Source organism: Cyanobium gracile UHCC 0139 (assembly GCF_034931325.1).
Taxonomy (GTDB): domain Bacteria; phylum Cyanobacteriota; class Cyanobacteriia; order PCC-6307; family Cyanobiaceae; genus Cyanobium; species Cyanobium gracile_B.
Window position 1 is genome coordinate 105738 of sequence record NZ_JAYGHX010000002.1, and the last position, 17668, is coordinate 123405.

Genomic DNA, 17668 nt, shown 5'->3' on the forward strand with positions numbered 1-17668 from the left:
GGCCTTCAACCAGGCGGGGCATCCACCGGCATGCAGCGCTAAGGTTCGTGAATCAACCGGTGATGTGCGCGGTGTAAGCCATGGTCACGATTGAAGAGCTCCGCCGGCGGTCCCTGCCCTTCGTTGCAGCCGATCGGGATGGGTGCATCGTGGAGATCAACGACCTGTTCGAATCCACCTATGGATGGACATTGCAGGATCTGCTGGGCCAGTCCCTTTCCATGATTCTCCCCGACTCCTTCCGGGATGCCCACCACCTTGGATTCTCACGCTTTCAGATCGTTGGAGAATCCCAGATCCTCAACCATCCCCTGGAATTGATGACGATCTGCAAGGATCAACAGGCCATCAACTCAGAACATTTCATTGTGGCCGAACGCCGAGGAGATGGCTGGGTCTTTGCGGCGACCCTGCGCCCCCTGAGCTGAGCCCGGAATGCCCGATCTGGAGCTTGTTGCCCAATTGCGCACGACCCTTGGCCGACTGGAGGCAGCCCTGGGGGCCGTCGAGGAAGCTCTCGCCTTCACCGATCTCGATGGAATCGTCGAATGGACCAACACGTCTTTCGATCGCTTCGTGGGCCTCTCACGTCTGCAGTGCCTTGGCCGCACGCTGAGCGGCATCCTTCCTGACCGTCAGGGCCGTGACCCGGCCGAGCTTCGGCCCGACCAACCGTTCTGGAGGCAGGCTTCCCAGGGCACCACCACCTGGGAGCTGACCAGCACCCCGCCCCGACGGGTCATCGAGGTGTCTTGGGCCACGGTCAATGTTCCAAGCAAGCCCTCCCTTGTCTTCACCTTCCGGGACCAGAGTGCGATTGTTCAGGCCCAGGACAAGCTGATCGACGCGCGCGATCAGCTGGAGCAGCAGGTGGCCCAGCGAACCCATGAGCTGCGGCAGGCCCGGGATGAGGCCCTGGCGGCCAGCCAGTCGAAGACACGCTTTCTGGCCACGATGAGCCATGAAATCCGCACCCCGCTCAACGCGGTGATCGGGATGAGTGACCTGCTGCTGGCCAGCCCCATGGACGGCCGCTTCAAGGAAATGATCCAAACCATCCATGAGAGCGGCGACTATCTGTTGAATCTGGTCAACGACATTCTGGATATCTCCCAGATCGAGACTGGTCGTCTGGCGTTGAACCCCAGGACCTTTGATCTCCATTCTCTGCTGGACGATGTGCTCAACCTGTTTCAACACCAGGCCTCCATCCGGCAGCTTGATCTTCAACTCTGCCTGTCGCCGGATTCACCGAGATGGTTGATCGGTGACGACCTCAAGCTGCGTCAGATTCTCTTCAACCTGCTGGGGAATGCCTGCAAATACACCAACCAAGGGGAGATCCGCCTCGTTGTCGAGGCGACCCGGCTTTCTTCGGAGAGGGTGGACTTGATGTTGCGTGTCTCCGACACCGGGATCGGCATCGCAGCAGCGGCCTTGCCGTTCATCTTCGAGGAGTTCGTTGGCCACGCCAACCCGGAGCAGACCAACCAGAGTGCAGGACTGGGCCTGGCGATCTGTGCCCGCCTGTGCCAGCTGATGGCCGGTGAGATCTCGGTGGACTCCAGCCTCGGGAGAGGGAGCTGTTTCTCGGTTCGCCTGCCCTTCGCCGTGGCCTCAAAAAGCCAGAAACGGTCGACCGAACCCAGCCCTTCCAGCAGCTTTGATTCTGGACTGAAGATTCTGGTGGCTGATGACAACCGCGTCAACCAGCGCGTCCTCGAGCTGATGCTGGCCAGGTTGACGCTGTCGGCCCAGCTCGTGGGCGACGGCTACACCGCCCTTCAGAGCATCCGAAGTGAACCCATTGATCTGGTCTTCATGGATGTGGAAATGCCTCATTTGGATGGCATCTCAGCGGCCCGCCAACTACGCCGCGAGGGCTATTCGGATGTGTACATCATTGCCCTGACGGCCTATTCCTTCAGCTCCCATCGCCAGGAGTGTGAAGCCGCCGGGATGAACGACTTTCTCTCCAAGCCCCTGCGTTTCGTGGATCTCTGTGCCGCGCTGGATCGCTTCCAGGCGTGGCGCCGCACCAAGCCCATCCTCCCATCGTGAGGCCTGCCCCCCAAGGCCTTGCCATGGACCTGGCCCCGGGCGATGGCGCGGAGTGGGGTTGCAGGGCTCTAGGGGGAATTGCCGGCAAGAGACCGGAGTGAACGTAGCGGAAGTTGTCCCAATCTCCAGGGGCAAGATGGTCCGCGATTCCTTCCTTTTGAGCCTGGGGATCATGGCCATCTCCGGCATGGCCATGATCGTCACCTATTGGGCCGCTGAGCGGGGTCTCAACGCGATCATCCAGGAGTGCTTGCGGGATCTGGCCGTGGTCACGGCGTCCGAGATGGACGGCGACCTGCATGAGCGGATCACCCGCCCTGATCAGGCCGGCAGCTTTGCGTATCACCAGGCCCATGGACCCCTGCTCCGCCTGAGGCGATCGGTTCCGGATGTCGATGACGCCTACACCCTGAGGGGGTCGGATAAGGATCTTCGCTTTGTTCTGGACAGCACGACCAATCTCACGAATCAGGGCGATGACGTGAGCTCCCTGGTGATCGGCCAGCGTTACGCGAACGCTCCCCTTGGCGCGCGCGGGGCGGCTCGCTTCGGCAAGGTCAAGGTGAGTTCCGTTCCCTACACCGACCCATGGGGCACGTTCCTGAGCAGCTTTGCCCCCTTCCGCGACAGAGCCCGGAAGACGGTGGGTCTGGTGGGTGTCGTTCTGTCGATGGCCACCCTCAATCAGCAGCTGTTTCCCCTGCGCCTCGCTCTGGCCCTCTCGCTCACCGGATGCGCTCTCCTGTCTGCCCTGGCGGGCCTGCTCCACCGGTGTTCGCTGCGCTCCTCGGCACGGTCCCTGGAGGTGAGCCTGCAGGCCCGCGATCTGGCCAGCCGTGCGGCGCAGGACTCCGAGGAGGCCAACCTGGCCAGGAGCACCGTCCTGGCCACCATGGACCATCCGCTGCGAACGCCCCTCAATGGTGTGATTGGACTCACCGATATCCTGCTGAGCACCACGCTCACTTCGCACCCCGCATCGTGCCTGCAGACGGTTCGCAATTCCGGTGAATCCCTGCGGCTCCTCCTCAACCAGCTGCTCAACTTCTCCGTCATCGACAGTGGCGCTCTGGTGATCGATGCAGCGCCTTGCCGGCGCCGGCCTGCTTCGCCGCGAGCCATCCGCTGCGGATCCTCCTGGCCGAGGACAATCGCGTCAACGCCCGTGTCCGCGAGCTGATGTGGCAACGGCTCGGTTACGGCGTCAGCGTGGCCTGCGACGGGGAAGCGGCCCTGGAGCAGCAGCGCAGGCTCGACCCGGACATCATCGTCGTGGATCCGAGAATGCCGAAACTGGATGGATTCGTCGCCACGCGACGAATCCGACAGCAGGGCGACCGCGGGGCCCGTCCCTGGATCGTGGCGGTCACCGCCAACATCTGCGAGAGCGACCGCGCCCAGGCGCTGGCCAGTGGCATGGCTGACTTCATCGGCAAGCCGATCCAGGTCGCGTCGCTGCAGGGAGCCCTGTCGCGGGGCTTTGCCGCCGTCAAGGCCCGCTGATCGAGGCAGCTCGCCCTAGGCCGGAGTCATGCCCGACAGCCTGGCCTGGGTCAGGGCCGCCTCGGCCCGTCGGAACAGGTCCTTGAAGCCGCTGTCGTCACCACAGAGCGAGGCGACTCCGCAGCTGATGGCCACCGGATGGCACGCGCCATCCACCAGCCAGCCATCCAGGGCCAGAGCGGCCCGGATCTGCTCCGCCAGGGCCATCGCTTCCCGGCCGTCCAGGCCCGGGCGCAGCATGGCGAACTCGTCGGCGGTCACCCGGCCCAGCAGGGCGCTCTCCCCCACCTGGATCTGCAGCCGGGCGGCCATCTCCTGGAGCAGTCGATCCCCCTGCGGAGCTCCGAAGCGGGCGACGAACGCGGCGAACCCGTCGAGGCCGAAGAGAAGCAGGGTCAGCGCATCGCCGCTCTGGCGAGCCCGCTGGACCTCCCTCTGCCCCGCCTCATGGAAGGGGCGTCGGTTCTGGAGCCCCGTGAGCGGACAGAGATAGCTGTTGCGCCGCGATTCCAGATACTGCGTCACCATGCCGGCCAGATCCTGCAGGAGCTGTCGTTCCGTGCCGGCCAGCTGCCGCGGTTCTCGGCTGATCACGCACAGGGTCCCCAGGTTGAAGCCGGCGCGGGTCTGCAGCGGGACGCCGGCATAGAACCGGATGTGGGGATCTCCCGTGACCAGCGGGTTGTCCTTGAACCGATCATCGGCGGCCGCATCACTGACGACCATGACGTCATCGGAGCAGATGGTGTGGGCACAGAACGCCAGCTCCCGCGGCGTTTCCCTCGGCTCCAGGCCCACGCGGGAGAGAAACCACTGACGCTGGCGATCCACCAGGGAGATCAGGGCGATCGGAACGCCCAGCATCTGGCTGGCCAGGCGGGTGATGCGATTGAAGTCCTCATCGGGCTCGGTATCGAGGATGTACTGGTCGTCCAGCGCCGCCTGCCGTTCGGTTTCGTTGTCCGGGATCGGATAGGCGGACAACGGTCGTCAATGCGTGGAAAGGAAGTATGGAACGGGGCCCCTCAGGGCAGCCAGGGCGCCTCGGAAAAGTCCGGGTCCCGTTTCTCCAGGAAGGCATTGCGTCCCTCCTGGCCCTCGCTGGTCCGGTAGAACAGGTGGGTGGCCTGGCCCGCCAGTTCCTGGATCCCCGCCAGCCCATCGGTCTCGGCGTTGAAGGCGGCCTTCAGGCAGCGGATCGCCGTGGGGCTGTGCTGCAGCACCTCCCGCGCCCAGGCCACCCCCTGGCGCTCCAGATCCTCCAGGGGCACCACGGCGTTTACCAGCCCCATGGCCAGGGCCTGGCTGGCGTCGTAGCGGCGGCATAGGAACCAGATCTCCCGGGCCTTGCGCTGGCCCACCACCCGGGCCAGGTAGCCGGCGCCGAAGCCGCCGTCGAAGCTGCCCACTCGCGGCCCGGTCTGGCCGAAGACGGCGTTCTCGGCCGCCAGACTGAGATCGCAGAGCAGGTGCAGCACCTGGCCGCCGCCGATGGCGTAGCCGGCCACCAGGGCGATCACCACCTTGGGCAGGCTGCGGATGATCCGCTGCAGGTCGAGCACGTTGAGCCGCGGCAGGCCCGAATCGTCGAGATAGCCTCCGTCGCCGCGCACGCTCTGGTCGCCTCCGGCGCAGAAGGCCCAGACGCCGTCGGCGGCCGGCCCCTCGCCGGTGAACAGCACCACGCCGATGGAGGGGTCGTCCCGCACCCGGTTGAAGGCATCGCAGAGCTCCTGCACGGTGAGGGGCCGGAAGGCGTTGCGCTTCTCGGGGCGGTTGATGCTGATCCGGGCGATCCCGTCGCCGCTGGTTTCGAAGCGGATGTCGCTGTACGTGCCGGCGCTGGTCCAGTGCGGCGGGGCTGGGGGAACGGGGGTCATGGGGAGGGGATCGGCCCGGTGGCCAGGGGGGCAGCCAGATCTGCGGCCATTGTGCGCAGCCGCTGCCGCAGGGCCGCATCCTGTCGCCGGTCGGTGGGCACCACCAGCAGGGCCAGCGGCTGGGCCAGGGCCCAGACCAGGGCATCCTCCAGGGCGTCCAGGCTCTCCAGCCGCCGGCCGGGGACCCCGTGCACCGCCGCCAGCGCCAGCGGGTCCACCGACTGGGGCATGGCGAACAGGCGCTCGAAATCCATCGCCGCCGCCGGCTGGGTGCGGATGGGCAGCTGCTCGAAGATGCCGCCGCCGCCGTTGTCGATCAGCACGACGGTGAGCCGCCCGCCCAGCTGCGGGCGCCACAGCCAGCCGTTGGCATCGTGCAGCAGGGCCAGATCGCCGCTCACCAGCACCAGGGCGCCGAGCGCTTCGGCCAGGCCGCAGGCGCTCGAGAGGGTGCCGTCGATGCCGGAGGCGCCCCGGAAGCCGTGCATGGGCCGGGGCGGGGCGGCCGGGTCGGCGAAGCTCTCCCAGTCCCGTACCGGACTGCTGTTGGCCAGCAGCACGGGCAGCCCCGCCGGCAGCAGCCGGCCCAGCCGCCGGGCCAGGGCCGGCTCCCCCTCCTCCCTGGCCAGCTCCCGCTCCAGCAGGGCCTGCACCGCCGCCTCCACCCGCCGCCAGCGACCCGCCAGCGCCAGCGGGGCACCCGCTGCGCTGCCCGCCCAGATGTCCTGCGGCTGCTCGGCCAGCCAGGCCGCCAGGCCGCCGCTCGCCTGGCCCCGCACCACCCCGAGGGGATCGAGGCGGCGTCCGTCGCCTTCGCTCACCAGCACCTGGGGGCCCCCCTGGGCCGCCAGCCAGCGCTGCAGGCGCCGGCTGGCCGGCAGGGGGCCCAGGCGCAGCACCTGCAGCTCACCTGCCGGTGTCGCCCCGCCGTGACCGGAGCCCTCCGAAAGGATCAGGTCGTAGGCGGTCACCGTGTCCAGATCCGGCAGGCCCCGCAGGCCCGAGAGGGCATCAGCCAGCACCGGCCAGCCGCTGCGCCGCTGCCAGCGCCGCAGGGCCTCCACGTGGGCCCCCCAGGTCGCCGGGGCCCCGCGCCAGGGGCCGGCCACCACGACACCGGGCCGGTCCGGGTCCAGGACGGTGCTGGCGGCGGCCGGGGGCCTGGCGGCCGCCGGGCCGCCACCGCTGGCTGCGTCGCCAGCGGTCGGGGGCAGGGGTGGCTCACCGGCGAGGCCGGCGGCCAGCCGGGTCAGATCCGCCCCGTCCGCATGCAGGGGTTCCTCCAAGGCCAGGTTGAGGTGCACCGGGCCGGCGGAGCGGCCGGCCCCGTCGCCCCGGGCGGCGGCCAGGGCCTGGCGGGCCAGGGCCTCCAGCTCCCCAGGGGTCATGGCGGCCAGCCCCTCCGGGTCGCCGGCGCCCAGCCAGCGGCAGCTGCCGGCCAGGAACACCTCCTGGTTGACGCTCTGGTTGGCGCCGCAGCCCTTGAGCCGGGCCGGTCGGTCGGCCGTGAGCAGCAGCAGGGGAACCGAGCCGAAGTCGGCCTCCACGGCGGCGGGCAGCAGGTTGGCCACCGCCGTTCCCGAGGTGGTGATCACGGCCGCCGGCTGGCCGCTGGCCCGGCCCAGCCCCAGGGCGAAGAAGGCGGCGGAGCGCTCGTCGATGGCGGTATGCAGCCGCAGGCCCCCGGGCTCCAGCAGGGCGGCCGCCACCGCCAGGGGGGCCGACCGGCTGCCGGGGCAGAGCACCCCATGGGTCAGGCCGCCCCGGTGCAGCGCCCCCAGCAACGTCAGGGCCGCCCGCACATTGGCCAGCGATGTCGGGGACCCGGCCAAGGGGGGCGCTCCGGTGTTCAGGATGGGGGAATCATCCTCACGGACGGATTCCCATGGGCAGCGGCCCCGCCACGCCCACGCCCACCCCCACGCCGCACCCGTCGGGGCCGCCGTTCGCGCCCCAAAGGACGACGGGGGGCCTCCTGCAGCAGCTGGCCCGCCTGCTGCTGTGGGTGCTGGTGGCCCTGCTGCTGCGCTGGACGGTGGTGGAGCCCCGCTGGATCCCGTCGGGTTCGATGCTGCCCACCCTGCAGCTCCAGGACCGGATCCTGGTGGAGAAACTCACGCCCCGCTTCGGGTCGGGGGCGCGGACCGGCCGCATCGTTGTCTTCCATCCGCCCGCCGCCCTGCAGCAGGCCGGCTACGACCCCGGCGCGGCCCTGATCAAGCGGGTGGTGGCTGTGGCCGGGGATCGGGTGGAGGTGAAGGAGGGCCGGCTCTGGCGCAACGGCAGCCCCGCCGAGCCGGACTGGGCCCGGGAGCCGATGGCCTACGACCTGGAGCCCCTGGTGGTGCCCGCCGGGCAGGTGCTCGTGCTGGGGGACAACCGCAATGCCAGCCTGGATTCCCACCTCTGGGGCCCCCTGCCGGAGAGCGACCTGATCGGCACCGCCATCTGGCGCTACTGGCCGCTCGATCGGTTCGGTCCGGTTGGGTTCTCCACTCCCCACGCCGGAGAATCCGCTTGAAAGACTGCGTTAGGGTGCACGTCGTGTTGCAGCGCACACCGGAGGGCACATGTTCAACCCGGAGTTCCTGACCGCCGACAACGAGGCGATCAGCGACAATTCGCTGATTCAGTACCTGCAGGAACAGTCCCCGGATGTGCTCCAGAGGGTGGCGCGATCGGCCACCGGCGACATCCAGGACATCATCCGCCACAACGTCCAGGGCCTGCTGGGCATGCTCCCCGGTGAGCAGTTCGAGGTGAAGATCCAGGCCAGCCGCGACAACCTCGCCGGCCTGCTGGCCTCGGCGATGATGACCGGCTACTTCCTGCGGCAGATGGAGCAGCGCATGGAGCTGGAGTCGGCCATGCTCGGCAGCGGTGGCTTCGAGGGGGGCCTCGACGACGATCCCGGCGAGCTTGAGCTCTAGGCCTCAGCGCTCCCCTTCCCCCGGCACCAGCCCCAGCCCCACCAGGGTGTTGTCGATGCCGGCCAGGGTTTCCCAGGCTCCCTGGTCGGGGGCCCACGCTGCTTTTTCGATCCGATCCGCCAGGGCCGCCAGCTCCTGGGGCGAGCTGGCCACGGGGGCATCGTGGTGGGCCGGCACCACCCAGCGCAGGTCCTTCAGCCTTGCCAGCCCACGGATCCAGGCCACCAGGGCGGCCCGCTGGCGGGGGAACACCAGCCGCTCCAGCACCGCCGCCACCTGCAGGGTGCTGCGGCCCCCCGGCGCCAGCGCCTCGAAATCCTCCTGCCAGCCGGGCTGCCAGCGGAAGGGATAGAAGCCGAAATGGGCGCGGGCGTCGCGGCAGCCCGGTGCCAGGCAGCGGCGCAGCACCTCCCCCAGGGGGGGTACCACCAGGGGCCTGGGGCGCAGGTAGGTGGCGAACAGCACCAGCCGCCACCAGCCCCGGCGCCGCCGCTCGGGATCGTCCTGCAACGGTTCATCCCCCCGCTCGCGGGCATGGAACAGCAGCGGTGTGGGATCCAGGTCGAACACCGCCGGCGGCTCCGCTGGAATGGCCACCAGGGCATCGGTGAGCAGCAGGCTGCCACTGGCCCGGTCGAAGCAGGCGATCTCCAGGAAGGTGCCCAGCCCCAGGTCCAGGGGGCCCAGGGGCAGCCAGTCGAGCTGGTCGCCGTGGGGCACTCCGTCGCTGAGCAGCACCCGGGTGCGGGCCGCGGGGAACCCCAGCCACGCCGGTGGCAGCGGCAGGGGGAAACTCCACTGTTTCGGGGTCACCCACACCTGGGCGTTGGCGAAGGCCCTGGCCATGGCCGGCACCGGCAGCTTGTGCTCCAGCCCTGAAGCCGTGGGCAGCACGATGGTGCACACCGGGCCGTGGCGCTCCTCCAGATCCCGCAGGCGGGCCCGCACCTCGGCGGTGGGGGCCACCGGCGCATAGAGCAGCAGCCCCTCCCGCACCCGCAGCACCAGCATGCGGATCGGCACCGCCACGTACCAGACCCCCTGCAGCTGCTCGAAGCTCCACAGCCGCCCGGCGACCAGCTCCCGCACCAGGGTGCGGCGGCGGCCGTAGGGGTAGAGGGGCAGCAGGGGCCACCAGGGCCAGCCCTGGTCGGCGAGCGGGACTGTGGCGGCGCCGTTGGAGGACTCGCTCACGCGGAGGGGAAACGGGAGGCCCGCGGCGAACGCCGCCGCTGGGCCAGCAGGCCATGGCGCGGCGCCAGCAGAAAGCAGAGCAGGAACAGCAGCGTCTGCACCAGCACGATGCAGCCGGCGGTGGAGGCATCCATCCAGTAGCTCCAGTAGATACCGGCCACGCTGGAAAGCACCGCCGAAAGGATCGACAGCCACGCCATGCGGTCGAAGCGATCGGTGAGCAGGTAGGCGGTGGCCCCCGGCGTGACCAGCATCGCCACCACCAGGATGATCCCCACCGTCTGCAGCCCCGCCACCGCCGCCAGGGACAGCATCGACAGCAGCAGGTAGTGCAACACGCCGGTGTGGAGCCCGATCGAGCGGGCGTGGGTGGGATCGAAGCAGAACAGCAGCAGGTCCTTGCGCAGCACCAGCAGCACGGTCAGCACCAGCACGCTGATCACCACCGTCTGGAGGATGTCGGAGGTGCTGATGCCCAGCACGTTGCCGAACAGGATGTGGGAGAGGTCGATGCTGCTGCGCACCTTGGAGATCAGCGTCAGGCCGAGGGCGAAGAAACCGGTGAACACCAGGCCAATCACCGTGTCCTCCTTGATCCGGGTCATCTGCTTGATGTAGCCGATCAGGGCCACCGAGCCGACGCCGAAGACGAAGGCCCCCACCGCGAAGGGCAGGTTGAGGGCGTAGGCGATCACCACGCCCGGCATCACCGCATGGGACACCGCATCGCCCATCAGGGCCCAGCCCTTGAGGGTCATGTAGCAGGAGAGCAGGCCGCAGACGCAGGAGACCAGCATGCTGACCAGCAGGGCCCGCACCATGAACTCCTGCTGGAGCGGTTCGATCAGCCAGGTGAGCACGGCCGTCATGGCGCCTGCGGCGCGTCGGGGTCGGCGGCCGGGGTGGGTTCGCCCTCCAGCCGCAGGCCGCCGAAGGTGAGGGCCAGGTTCTCGCTGGTGAACACCGAGGAGGTCTCGCCGTAGGCCAGCACGGTCTTGTTGATCAGCACCACCTGGTCGCAGAAGCTGGTGACGTGGGCCAGGTCGTGGGTGGAGATCATCAGGGTGCGCCCCTCGCGGCGGAACTGCTCGAACAGCTCGATCATCAGCTTCTCGGTGCGGATGTCGACGCCGTTGAAGGGCTCATCCAGCAGCATCACCGAGGCGCCCTGGGCCAGGGCTCGCGCCAGGAAGGCCCGCTTGCGCTGGCCGCCCGAGAGGGCGCCGATCTGGCGGTGGCGCAGCGGCCACAGGTCGACCCGCTCGAGCGCCTCCCGCACCGCCTCCCGGTCGACCGGGCGGGGGATGCGCAGCAGATTCATGGCTCCGTAGCGGCCCATCATCACCACCTCATGGACGTTGACCGGGAAGTTCCAGTCGACGCTCTCGGTCTGGGGGACGTAGGCCACCGCCCGGGCCCGGCGGGCCTGGCGCAGGGGCAGGCCATTGATGGCGATGCTGCCGGCCGAGGGGCGCACGAAGCCCATCAGGGCCTTGAACAGGGTGGATTTGCCGGCCCCGTTCATCCCCACCAGGGCGCAGATGGTGCCGGCATCGAGATGCAGGGAGGCCTCATGGACGGCCACCACCCCGTGGTAATCGACGCAGAGGTTGCGGACGGCGATGCGCTCGCTGCCGGCGAAGGGGGTGGGGCGAGAGGGCATCGGTTCAGCTCCCCGCCAGACCCGCTTGCAGGGTCTCCACGTTATGACGCTGCAGCTCCAGGAGATTGGGGGCCGGGCCGTCCGGCAGGGAGAGCGAATCCACGTGGAACACGCCGCCGAATCGGGCCCCCGACTGCTTCGCCACCTGCTTCTGGGGCTCGGCGCTGACCGTGCTCTCGCAGAACACCGCCGGCACCCGGCGCTCCTTCACCAGGGCGATCAGGCGGGCCATGCGCTGGGGGGTGACCTGGGATTCCGCGTTCACCGGCCACAGGTAGGCCTCGGTGAGGCCGTAGTCGCGGGCGAGGTAGGAGAAGGCCCCCTCGCAGGTGGCCAGCACCCGCTGGCCGGGGGGTATCCGGGCCAGGGCGGTCCGCAGTTCCCTGTCGAGGGCATCCAGCTCGGCGCTGTAGCGCTCGGCGTTGCGCTGGAAAGTGGCGGCGCCGGCGGGGTCGAGCCGGGTGAGGGCGCGGCGGATGTTCTCCACATAGACCTTGGCCAGCCGGGGGGACATCCAGGCGTGGGGGTTGGGCTTGCCCTGGTAGGCGTCGCCGGCGATCGGCAGGGGCGTGATGCCCTCGGTGAGGGTCACGTGGGTCACGTCGGGGAGGCCGGCGTAGAAGCGCTGGGCCCAGCGCTCCAGGCCGAAGCCGTTCTCCAGCACCAGGCTGGCCCCGGTGGCCCGCTTCAGGTCGCTGGGGGTGGGCTCGTAGCCGTGGATCTCGGCCCCCAGTCGGGTGATCGACTCCACCCGCACCCGCTCGCCGGCCACCTGGCGGGCCATGTCCGCCAGGATCGTGAAGGTGGTGAGCACCAGGGGACGTTGGTCAACAGTCCCGGCGGTGTCGCCGGCCCCGGGGGCCGCTCCATTCACCGCCGTCCCGGGGGACCAGCCGCCGCCCTGGGGCCCGGCGGTGCAGCCAGCGCTCAGCAGCGGAACCACCAGGGCGGCGACCACCATGGCCTGCTTCAGGTGGAGCCGGGAGCCCTTGGGGTGGCGCTGGCCGTCACGGCGGTGCTGGGGCATGGCTGCTGGTGGCGAGCAGAAAGCTTGGAGTGAACATTCTGGCCGCGGCCGCGGCCCTGCCATGGCCGGTCGGCCGCCAAGGAAAAGCCCCCTCGGCGCCCGCAGGGGACGGAGGGGGCAGGGGGTGAATCGGAGAGCGGCCCGCGGGCCTCAGTCCGATCGGGGGGTGCCGAGGGATCAGCCGATCGCCGGAGCCTGCAGGGCCACGGGAACGGACTGCACGGTGGCCAGATCGAGGGGGAAGTTGTGGGCGTTGCGCTCGTGCATCACCTCGAAGCCGAGGTTGGCGCGGTTGAGCACATCGGCCCAGGTGTTCACCACCCGGCCCTGACTGTCGAGGACGGACTGGTTGAAGTTGAAGCCGTTCAGGTTGAACGCCATGGTGCTGATGCCCAGGGACGTGAACCAGATGCCGACCACCGGCCAGGCCGCCAGGAAGAAGTGGAGGCTGCGGCTGTTGTTGAAGGAGGCGTACTGGAAGATCAGGCGACCGAAGTAGCCGTGGGCAGCCACGATGTTGTAGGTCTCCTCTTCCTGGCCGAACTTGTAGCCGTAGTTCTGGGACTCGCTCTCGGTGGTCTCACGCACCAGGGAGCTGGTGACCAGCGAACCGTGCATGGCCGAGAACAGGGAACCGCCGAACACACCCGCCACACCCAGCATGTGGAAGGGGTGCATCAGGATGTTGTGCTCGGCCTGGAACACCAGCATGAAGTTGAAGGTGCCGCTGATGCCGAGGGGCATGCCGTCGGAGAAGGAGCCCTGGCCCAGGGGATAGATCAGGAACACCGCGAAGGCCGCCGAGAGGGGGGCGGAGTAGGCGACGCAGATCCAGGGGCGCATGCCGAGCCGGTAGGAGAGCTCCCACTGGCGTCCCATGTAGGCGGAGATGCCGACCAGGAAGTGGAAGACCACCAGCTGGTAGGGGCCACCGTTGTACAGCCACTCGTCGAGGCTGGCGGCTTCCCAGATCGGGTAGAAGTGCAGACCGATTGCGTTGCTGGAAGGAACAACGGCGCCGGAGATGATGTTGTTGCCGTACATCAGGGAGCCGGCGACCGGCTCACGGATGCCGTCGATGTCGACGGCGGGGGCCGCGATGAAGGCGACGACGTAGCAGATGGTGGCGGCCAGCAGGCAAGGGATCATCAGCACACCGAACCAACCGACGTAGATCCGGTTGTTGGTGGAGGTGACCCAGGCGCAGAAGCTTTCCCAGCTTTCCGAGCGGCCGCTGCGAATGGCAGTGGTCATGGAAGTAAGACGGTAAGAAGACGCAGTGATACCTCCACAAGGGAGGTCGATTCACACTAAGTAACCCCCGCGAAACCCGTACGGGACCGCAACGATCCTTCAGGTAATCGGCTGGGTTCGCAATGAATATTCATGAAGAGACTTCATGAAACAGCGTCACATCGCGGGGGGCAGGGAGGGCGCGGTCAGGGACGACGCGGTCTGTGCGGTCAGCTGCTGGCTGATCCAGATCCGACCCTGCTGCAGGAAGCCGGACCAGTCGAGCCTCTCGGCCTCGGCCGCCCGCGCCACCAGCAGGGGGGCCTCCCGCTTGATCCGCTCAAGGTCCGGAGCCTCGACGCCGGCGGAGAGGGCCAGCACATCGGCCATGGCATGGCTCACCACCCGGGTGAGGTAGGCCGCACTCAGGGCCTGGAGCGCTCCGCCCACCAGCCAGGTGGCGCCGTGGAGGCGCACGGCGGCGGCCAGGGCCTGGCTGCTCCACTCCACCACCCCCAGCAGCAAAGAGGCCTTGCCCAGTTCCACGGCGGCGGCCTTGAGCTGCTCCGCGCTCCAGGGGCAACCCCAGAGGCGGGCCATCTCCTGCAACATCAGGCCGTTCGCCGCCGCCAGCACCAGGAGGTCGAGGGAGGGCAGGGGCGCGGCGAACACCCCGGCCGCCACGATCCACTGGGTGCGCTGCTGGAGTTGCACCAGCCGTTGCCGCCGCAGCCGTTCCAGGTCGGCCTGCCAGTGCCGGTGCAGGGCCTCGATGCGTCGCAGCGGCGTGGCCCGGCGCAGGGACGTCCCCTCGGCCACCAGCCAGCGGGCCAGGGGCTGCAGGCTGGTGGTCAGGGTTTCGGGTCGGCCGTCCCACGGAAGCAGCCGGTCGGCGGCGGCGCTCGGCCACTGGGACGCCAGTTCGGCCGCCAGGTCGGCCGGATCGCAGGAGGCCTCCGGTTGCACCAGCAGCCAGAGGGGCTGGCTCGGGGGAACCGCCTCCAGCCAGCGCAGATCGGCGGCCCGCAGGGGTGTCATCAGGTGGAAAAGGACCACGTCGGCGGCGGCGAAGCCCTCCGGCCACTGGCGCTCCCGGCTCACCGCCGGCAGAGCCTCGCCCCAGCGCAGACTCAGGGCCAGCCGGCCGCGCAGCGCCTGCTGGAGCTGGGGGCCCCAGGAGGCGTCGGGGGGGACGGAGCCCACCAGGGCGAGCCGGAGACCGGGCCGGGCCCCCTCCTCCCGCAGGGCGGCCAGGCCGGCTCGGCGTGGTGTCTGGCCTTCGCTCGGCTCCCGCTCGCCCGTCTCCCCCTCCAGATGCTCGAACTGGAGCAGCAGCTCCTCACAGCGCCGCACCCAGGCATCGAAGCTGCCGGGCAACCGGGCCGGCGCCAGGCGGGCGGGCCGCCGGCCCAGCCACCACCAGCCCGCTGCCACACCGGCGATCCCCACCAGCCCCAGTCCTTCGCCGGGCAGTGACCGCAGCAGCAATTCGCCCCCGATCACCCCCCCAGCAAGCAGCAGGGCCTGCCTGCCCCAGCCGGCGGAGAGCAGGGAGGCCAGGGCGGCGGGGCGCAGGGGGTCCGGGGGCGTCACGGGTGGGTACCGGCGGCGATGCCTCTCTAGCTCAGAAGTGACGGGGCTCACACCCCCGCGCCCACCTCCCTTAAGACACCGTCCCTGCAGAACCCATGCGGACGCACCATGATTCAACCTGTCCGTCCGGGTCCCCTCCGTGCCGTCTTCCGATGCCCGTTCCGGCCCGGCTGCGACGGTGGATGGCCTGTTCCTGCTGGACCCCCACCGCGAGGAGCTTCGCCGCGCCCTCCGGGAGCTGGAGGCCAGCGACCACTGGCACGGCGGTCTGCCGGTGCTGCTCCTGGAGCGTTGCTGGCTGCGACTGAGCCGGGTCCCGGTGGAACACCTCGCCAGGCGCCTGCCGCCGGACTGCAGCCAGGAGGCCCCCGAGCTGAGGCGCTACCGGGAGCTGCTGGCCGCCGGTCGTCCGGCCTGGGAAGCCCAGCGGATCTGCTGGGAGGACTTCGGGGCCGATGCCTGCCGGGAAGCGCTGCGGAAGTTCTGGGACGCCCAGGAGCGGGGCACCCAGGGCTGGACGCTCGAGACCTATCTGGACCTGCTCCAGCAGTACCGACGGCGCTTCGACACCGGTGGGCCCCGCCCCGTGCCCCTGCTGGTGCTGGCCCGGCGTGACGGCAGCGCCCAACGGGGCAGGCACCGGCTGCTGTGGCTGGGTCCTGACGCCGCCGCCGGCCGGACGTCGATGCGCGACACTTGCCCCTGATTACGGGCTGCGGCCATGGCGGACGACACCAACACCCCTCTTCCTGTGGGCTCCGGCCGCGGGGATTCCCCTGAGCGGGGCGGCCGTTCGGGGCCGAACCGGGAGCCGGGTGGCTTCCGCATCCGCCTCAGCGACAACGAGATGCAGGCGGCCCGTGCGTTGCAGGAGGCCTTCGGCCTGCGCTCCACCGTTGCGGTGCTGGGTTTTTCGCTGCGCACCCTCGCCGACCAGCTGGAGAAGGGGCAGCTCGAGGCCCTGGTGGCCGAGCACCGGGCCCAGGCGGGCTCCCGCGCCCCCGCTCCCCGGGGGGGTGAGCCCCGCCGGGGCGGCGGCGATGGCCAGCCCCGCCATGTGGGCCGTGGTGGCCATGGCGGCGCCCGGATCGATCCCTTCGCCCGGCCCAGCCGGCCCGCCGCTCCGGTGGCGGTGATCGAAGCCGAAGCCCCGGCGGATGCTCCGGAGGCCGAAGCTGAAGCCGAAGCCACCGAGGCCGTGGCGTCCCCGGACGCCGCCCCTGAGGCGGCCGAGGGGGCGATGGCCGCCGCCGAAACCGAGGGCGACGCCACTCCGGAAGCGTGAGCGACACCGGCGCCAGGACGGCGCGGCCCCGGGTGCTGTCCGGGGTGCAGCCCACCGGGGCCCTGCACCTGGGCAACTGGCTGGGGGCGATCCGCAACTGGGTGGCCCTTCAGGACAGCCACGAGACCTTCTTCTGCGTGGTCGACCTTCACGCCATCACGGTCCCCCACGATCCGAATCGCCTGGCGGAGGACACCCTCACCACCGCCGCCCTCTACCTGGCCTGCGGCATTGACCCGCAGCGCTCCACGGTGTTCGTGCAGAGCCACGTCAGCGCCCACAGCGAGCTCTGCTGGCTGCTCAACTGCGTCACGCCGCTCAATTGGCTGGAGCGGATGATCCAGTTCAAGGAGAAGGCGCTCAAGCAGGGCGACAACGTTTCCGCCGGCCTGCTCGATTACCCGGTGCTGATGGCCGCGGACATCCTTCTCTATGACGCCGATCGGGTGCCGGTGGGGGACGATCAGAAGCAGCACCTGGAGCTGGCCCGCGACATCGCCCAGCAGCGCATCAACGCCCGTTACGCGCCCGATCCGGAGCATCCCGTGCTCAAGGTGCCCGAGCCCCTGATCCTGAAGGAGGGGGCCCGGGTCATGAGCCTCACCGACGGCCGCAGCAAGATGAGCAAGAGCGACCCGAACGAGGGCTCCCGCATCACCCTGCTGGACCCGCCCGAGCTCATCACCCGCAAGATCAAGCGCGCCAAGACCGACCCGGTCATGGGCCTGGAGTTCGGCAACCCGGAGCGGCCGGAGGCGGACAACCTGCTCGGCCTCTACGCCCTGCTCTCCGGTGTGGGGCGCGAGCGCGCGGTGGCGGAGTGCGCCGCCATGGGCTGGGGGGCCTTCAAGCCCCTGCTGGCGGACGCCGCGGTGGAGGCCCTGCGGCCCCTGCAGCAGCGCTACGCCGAGCTGCGCAGCGACCCTGGCCACCTCGAGGCGGTGCTCAGGGACGGGCGGGAGCGGGCTTCGGCCGTGGCCGCCGCGACCCTGCAGCGGGTCCGGGTGGCTCTCGGTTTCTTGGCCATGGATTGAATCGGAGCGCGGCTCCTGCGGCAAGGGTCGGAAGAAAAGCGTGAATCAATCGTTCTGTATTGATCACGACAACTGATCGTTTATCCCGGATGTACCCCGGCCTCTCGATGGCCCGGTCGGGGCGGCCGCCGGCCGATGGTTTCCCGCGCCACCGCGATCCCGGCGGAATGTTTCCTGAATGCCCGCGTCCCGTACGGGCTCCGTGAGCACACCGGGCCCCCGCCTGTCCAGTACGGGCGAAGGGGTCTCGCGTCCAGGCCGCGGG

Annotated in this window: 18 protein-coding genes; 9 read left to right on the forward strand and 9 right to left on the reverse strand. The window is 69.7% G+C overall.

Annotation, left to right across the window (positions count from 1 at the left end; all coding sequences use genetic code 11):
* Positions 1–80 precede the first annotated feature (80 nt).
* Genes VB738_RS03815 through VB738_RS03830 form a run of 4 tightly spaced genes read left to right on the forward strand, consistent with a single transcriptional unit; the run spans position 81 to position 3564 of the window.
* Entirely contained in the window at positions 81–428 is a 348-nt protein-coding gene (locus tag VB738_RS03815) for a PAS domain S-box protein (RefSeq protein WP_323304490.1), read from the forward strand.
* 7 nt (positions 429–435) lie between these two features.
* Complete coding sequence (locus VB738_RS03820; RefSeq protein ID WP_323304491.1) at positions 436–2061, forward strand: ATP-binding protein; 1626 nt, start codon at positions 436–438, stop codon at positions 2059–2061.
* A 52-nt stretch (positions 2062–2113) separates the two neighbouring features.
* A complete protein-coding gene (locus VB738_RS03825) occupies positions 2114–3241 on the forward strand; it encodes a histidine kinase dimerization/phospho-acceptor domain-containing protein (RefSeq protein WP_323304492.1) in 1128 nt (375 codons plus the stop codon).
* Positions 3241–3564 carry a response regulator gene (locus VB738_RS03830; RefSeq protein ID WP_323304493.1) on the forward strand — a complete coding sequence of 108 codons (324 nt, stop codon included), beginning with the start codon at positions 3241–3243 and terminating at the stop codon, positions 3562–3564. The genes VB738_RS03825 and VB738_RS03830 overlap by 1 nt, the downstream gene beginning before the upstream one ends.
* A 15-nt stretch (positions 3565–3579) precedes the next feature.
* On the opposite strand, the gene VB738_RS03835 is transcribed toward VB738_RS03830, so the two are convergent.
* Genes VB738_RS03835 through menD form a run of 3 tightly spaced genes read right to left on the reverse strand, consistent with a single transcriptional unit; the run spans position 3580 to position 7276 of the window.
* A complete protein-coding gene (locus VB738_RS03835) occupies positions 3580–4548 on the reverse strand; it encodes a sensor domain-containing diguanylate cyclase (RefSeq protein WP_323304494.1) in 969 nt (322 codons plus the stop codon).
* Between the two features lie 41 nt (positions 4549–4589).
* A complete protein-coding gene (gene menB, locus VB738_RS03840; protein WP_323304495.1) occupies positions 4590–5444 on the reverse strand; it encodes a 1,4-dihydroxy-2-naphthoyl-CoA synthase in 855 nt (284 codons plus the stop codon).
* Positions 5441–7276 carry a 2-succinyl-5-enolpyruvyl-6-hydroxy-3-cyclohexene-1-carboxylic-acid synthase gene (gene menD / locus VB738_RS03845; RefSeq protein ID WP_323304496.1) on the reverse strand — a complete coding sequence of 612 codons (1836 nt, stop codon included), beginning with the start codon at positions 7274–7276 and terminating at the stop codon, positions 5441–5443. The genes menB and menD overlap by 4 nt, the downstream gene beginning before the upstream one ends.
* A 53-nt stretch (positions 7277–7329) precedes the next feature.
* Here menD and lepB point away from each other — a divergent pair, with 53 nt between their 5' ends.
* Both lepB and VB738_RS03855 read left to right on the forward strand, forming a co-directional pair.
* The gene (gene lepB / locus VB738_RS03850; RefSeq protein ID WP_323304497.1) at positions 7330–7965 is read left to right on the forward strand and encodes a signal peptidase I; all 636 of its coding nucleotides are present in this window, start codon (positions 7330–7332) and stop codon (positions 7963–7965) included.
* Positions 7966–8014: 49 nt separating this feature from the next.
* Positions 8015–8374 (forward strand): DUF760 domain-containing protein, encoded by a 360-nt coding sequence (locus tag VB738_RS03855; protein WP_323304498.1) that lies wholly within the window; start codon positions 8015–8017, stop codon positions 8372–8374.
* A 3-nt stretch (positions 8375–8377) separates the two neighbouring features.
* Here the strand turns inward: VB738_RS03855 and VB738_RS03860 are convergent, their stop codons facing one another.
* From VB738_RS03860 to VB738_RS03885, 6 genes are all read right to left on the reverse strand, one after another.
* Positions 8378–9568, reverse strand: coding sequence for a DUF4336 domain-containing protein (locus VB738_RS03860; RefSeq protein WP_323304499.1), 1191 nt, complete (start codon positions 9566–9568; stop codon positions 8378–8380).
* Positions 9565–10437, reverse strand: coding sequence for a metal ABC transporter permease (locus tag VB738_RS03865; RefSeq protein ID WP_323304500.1), 873 nt, complete (start codon positions 10435–10437; stop codon positions 9565–9567). The genes VB738_RS03860 and VB738_RS03865 overlap by 4 nt, the downstream gene beginning before the upstream one ends.
* On the reverse strand, positions 10434–11231 hold the full coding sequence (locus VB738_RS03870) for a metal ABC transporter ATP-binding protein (RefSeq protein ID WP_323304501.1): 798 nt from the start codon (positions 11229–11231) through the stop codon (positions 10434–10436). Before VB738_RS03870 ends, VB738_RS03865 begins: the two co-directional genes overlap by 4 nt.
* 4 nt (positions 11232–11235) lie before the next feature.
* Positions 11236–12258 (reverse strand): metal ABC transporter substrate-binding protein, encoded by a 1023-nt coding sequence (locus VB738_RS03875; protein ID WP_323304502.1) that lies wholly within the window; start codon positions 12256–12258, stop codon positions 11236–11238.
* Between the two features lie 177 nt (positions 12259–12435).
* Positions 12436–13512 carry a photosystem II q(b) protein gene (gene psbA, locus VB738_RS03880; RefSeq protein ID WP_254947583.1) on the reverse strand — a complete coding sequence of 359 codons (1077 nt, stop codon included), beginning with the start codon at positions 13510–13512 and terminating at the stop codon, positions 12436–12438.
* Between the two features lie 156 nt (positions 13513–13668).
* On the reverse strand, positions 13669–15084 hold the full coding sequence (locus VB738_RS03885; protein ID WP_323304503.1) for a YcjF family protein: 1416 nt from the start codon (positions 15082–15084) through the stop codon (positions 13669–13671).
* Between the two features lie 139 nt (positions 15085–15223).
* On the opposite strand from VB738_RS03885, the gene VB738_RS03890 reads away from it, so the two are divergent.
* The 3 genes from VB738_RS03890 to trpS are packed head-to-tail and all read left to right on the forward strand — an operon-like array spanning position 15224 to position 17403.
* Complete coding sequence (locus VB738_RS03890; protein ID WP_323304504.1) at positions 15224–15790, forward strand: hypothetical protein; 567 nt, start codon at positions 15224–15226, stop codon at positions 15788–15790.
* A 15-nt stretch (positions 15791–15805) separates the two neighbouring features.
* Complete coding sequence (locus VB738_RS03895; RefSeq protein WP_323304505.1) at positions 15806–16369, forward strand: hypothetical protein; 564 nt, start codon at positions 15806–15808, stop codon at positions 16367–16369.
* Positions 16366–17403: a tryptophan--tRNA ligase gene (gene trpS, locus VB738_RS03900; RefSeq protein WP_323304506.1), complete on the forward strand. Its 1038-nt coding sequence runs from the start codon at positions 16366–16368 to the stop codon at positions 17401–17403. The genes VB738_RS03895 and trpS overlap by 4 nt, the downstream gene beginning before the upstream one ends.
* Positions 17404–17668 lie beyond the last annotated feature (265 nt).

Excerpts from the sequence above, each read along its gene's own strand:
- VB738_RS03815 (WP_323304490.1), top strand. The coding sequence starts at position 81 with ATGGTCACGATTGAAGAGCTCCGCCGGCGGTCCCTGCCCTTCGTTGCA.
- VB738_RS03820 (WP_323304491.1), top strand. The coding sequence starts at position 436 with ATGCCCGATCTGGAGCTTGTTGCCCAATTGCGCACGACCCTTGGCCGA.
- VB738_RS03830 (WP_323304493.1), top strand. The coding sequence starts at position 3,241 with ATGTGGCAACGGCTCGGTTACGGCGTCAGCGTGGCCTGCGACGGGGAA.
- menB (WP_323304495.1), bottom strand. The coding sequence starts at position 5,444 with ATGACCCCCGTTCCCCCAGCCCCGCCGCACTGGACCAGCGCCGGCACG.
- lepB (WP_323304497.1), top strand. The coding sequence starts at position 7,330 with ATGGGCAGCGGCCCCGCCACGCCCACGCCCACCCCCACGCCGCACCCG.
- VB738_RS03855 (WP_323304498.1), top strand. The coding sequence starts at position 8,015 with ATGTTCAACCCGGAGTTCCTGACCGCCGACAACGAGGCGATCAGCGAC.
- VB738_RS03865 (WP_323304500.1), bottom strand. The coding sequence starts at position 10,437 with ATGACGGCCGTGCTCACCTGGCTGATCGAACCGCTCCAGCAGGAGTTC.
- VB738_RS03870 (WP_323304501.1), bottom strand. The coding sequence starts at position 11,231 with ATGCCCTCTCGCCCCACCCCCTTCGCCGGCAGCGAGCGCATCGCCGTC.
- VB738_RS03875 (WP_323304502.1), bottom strand. The coding sequence starts at position 12,258 with ATGCCCCAGCACCGCCGTGACGGCCAGCGCCACCCCAAGGGCTCCCGG.
- psbA (WP_254947583.1), bottom strand. The coding sequence starts at position 13,512 with ATGACCACTGCCATTCGCAGCGGCCGCTCGGAAAGCTGGGAAAGCTTC.
- VB738_RS03895 (WP_323304505.1), top strand. The coding sequence starts at position 15,806 with ATGGCGGACGACACCAACACCCCTCTTCCTGTGGGCTCCGGCCGCGGG.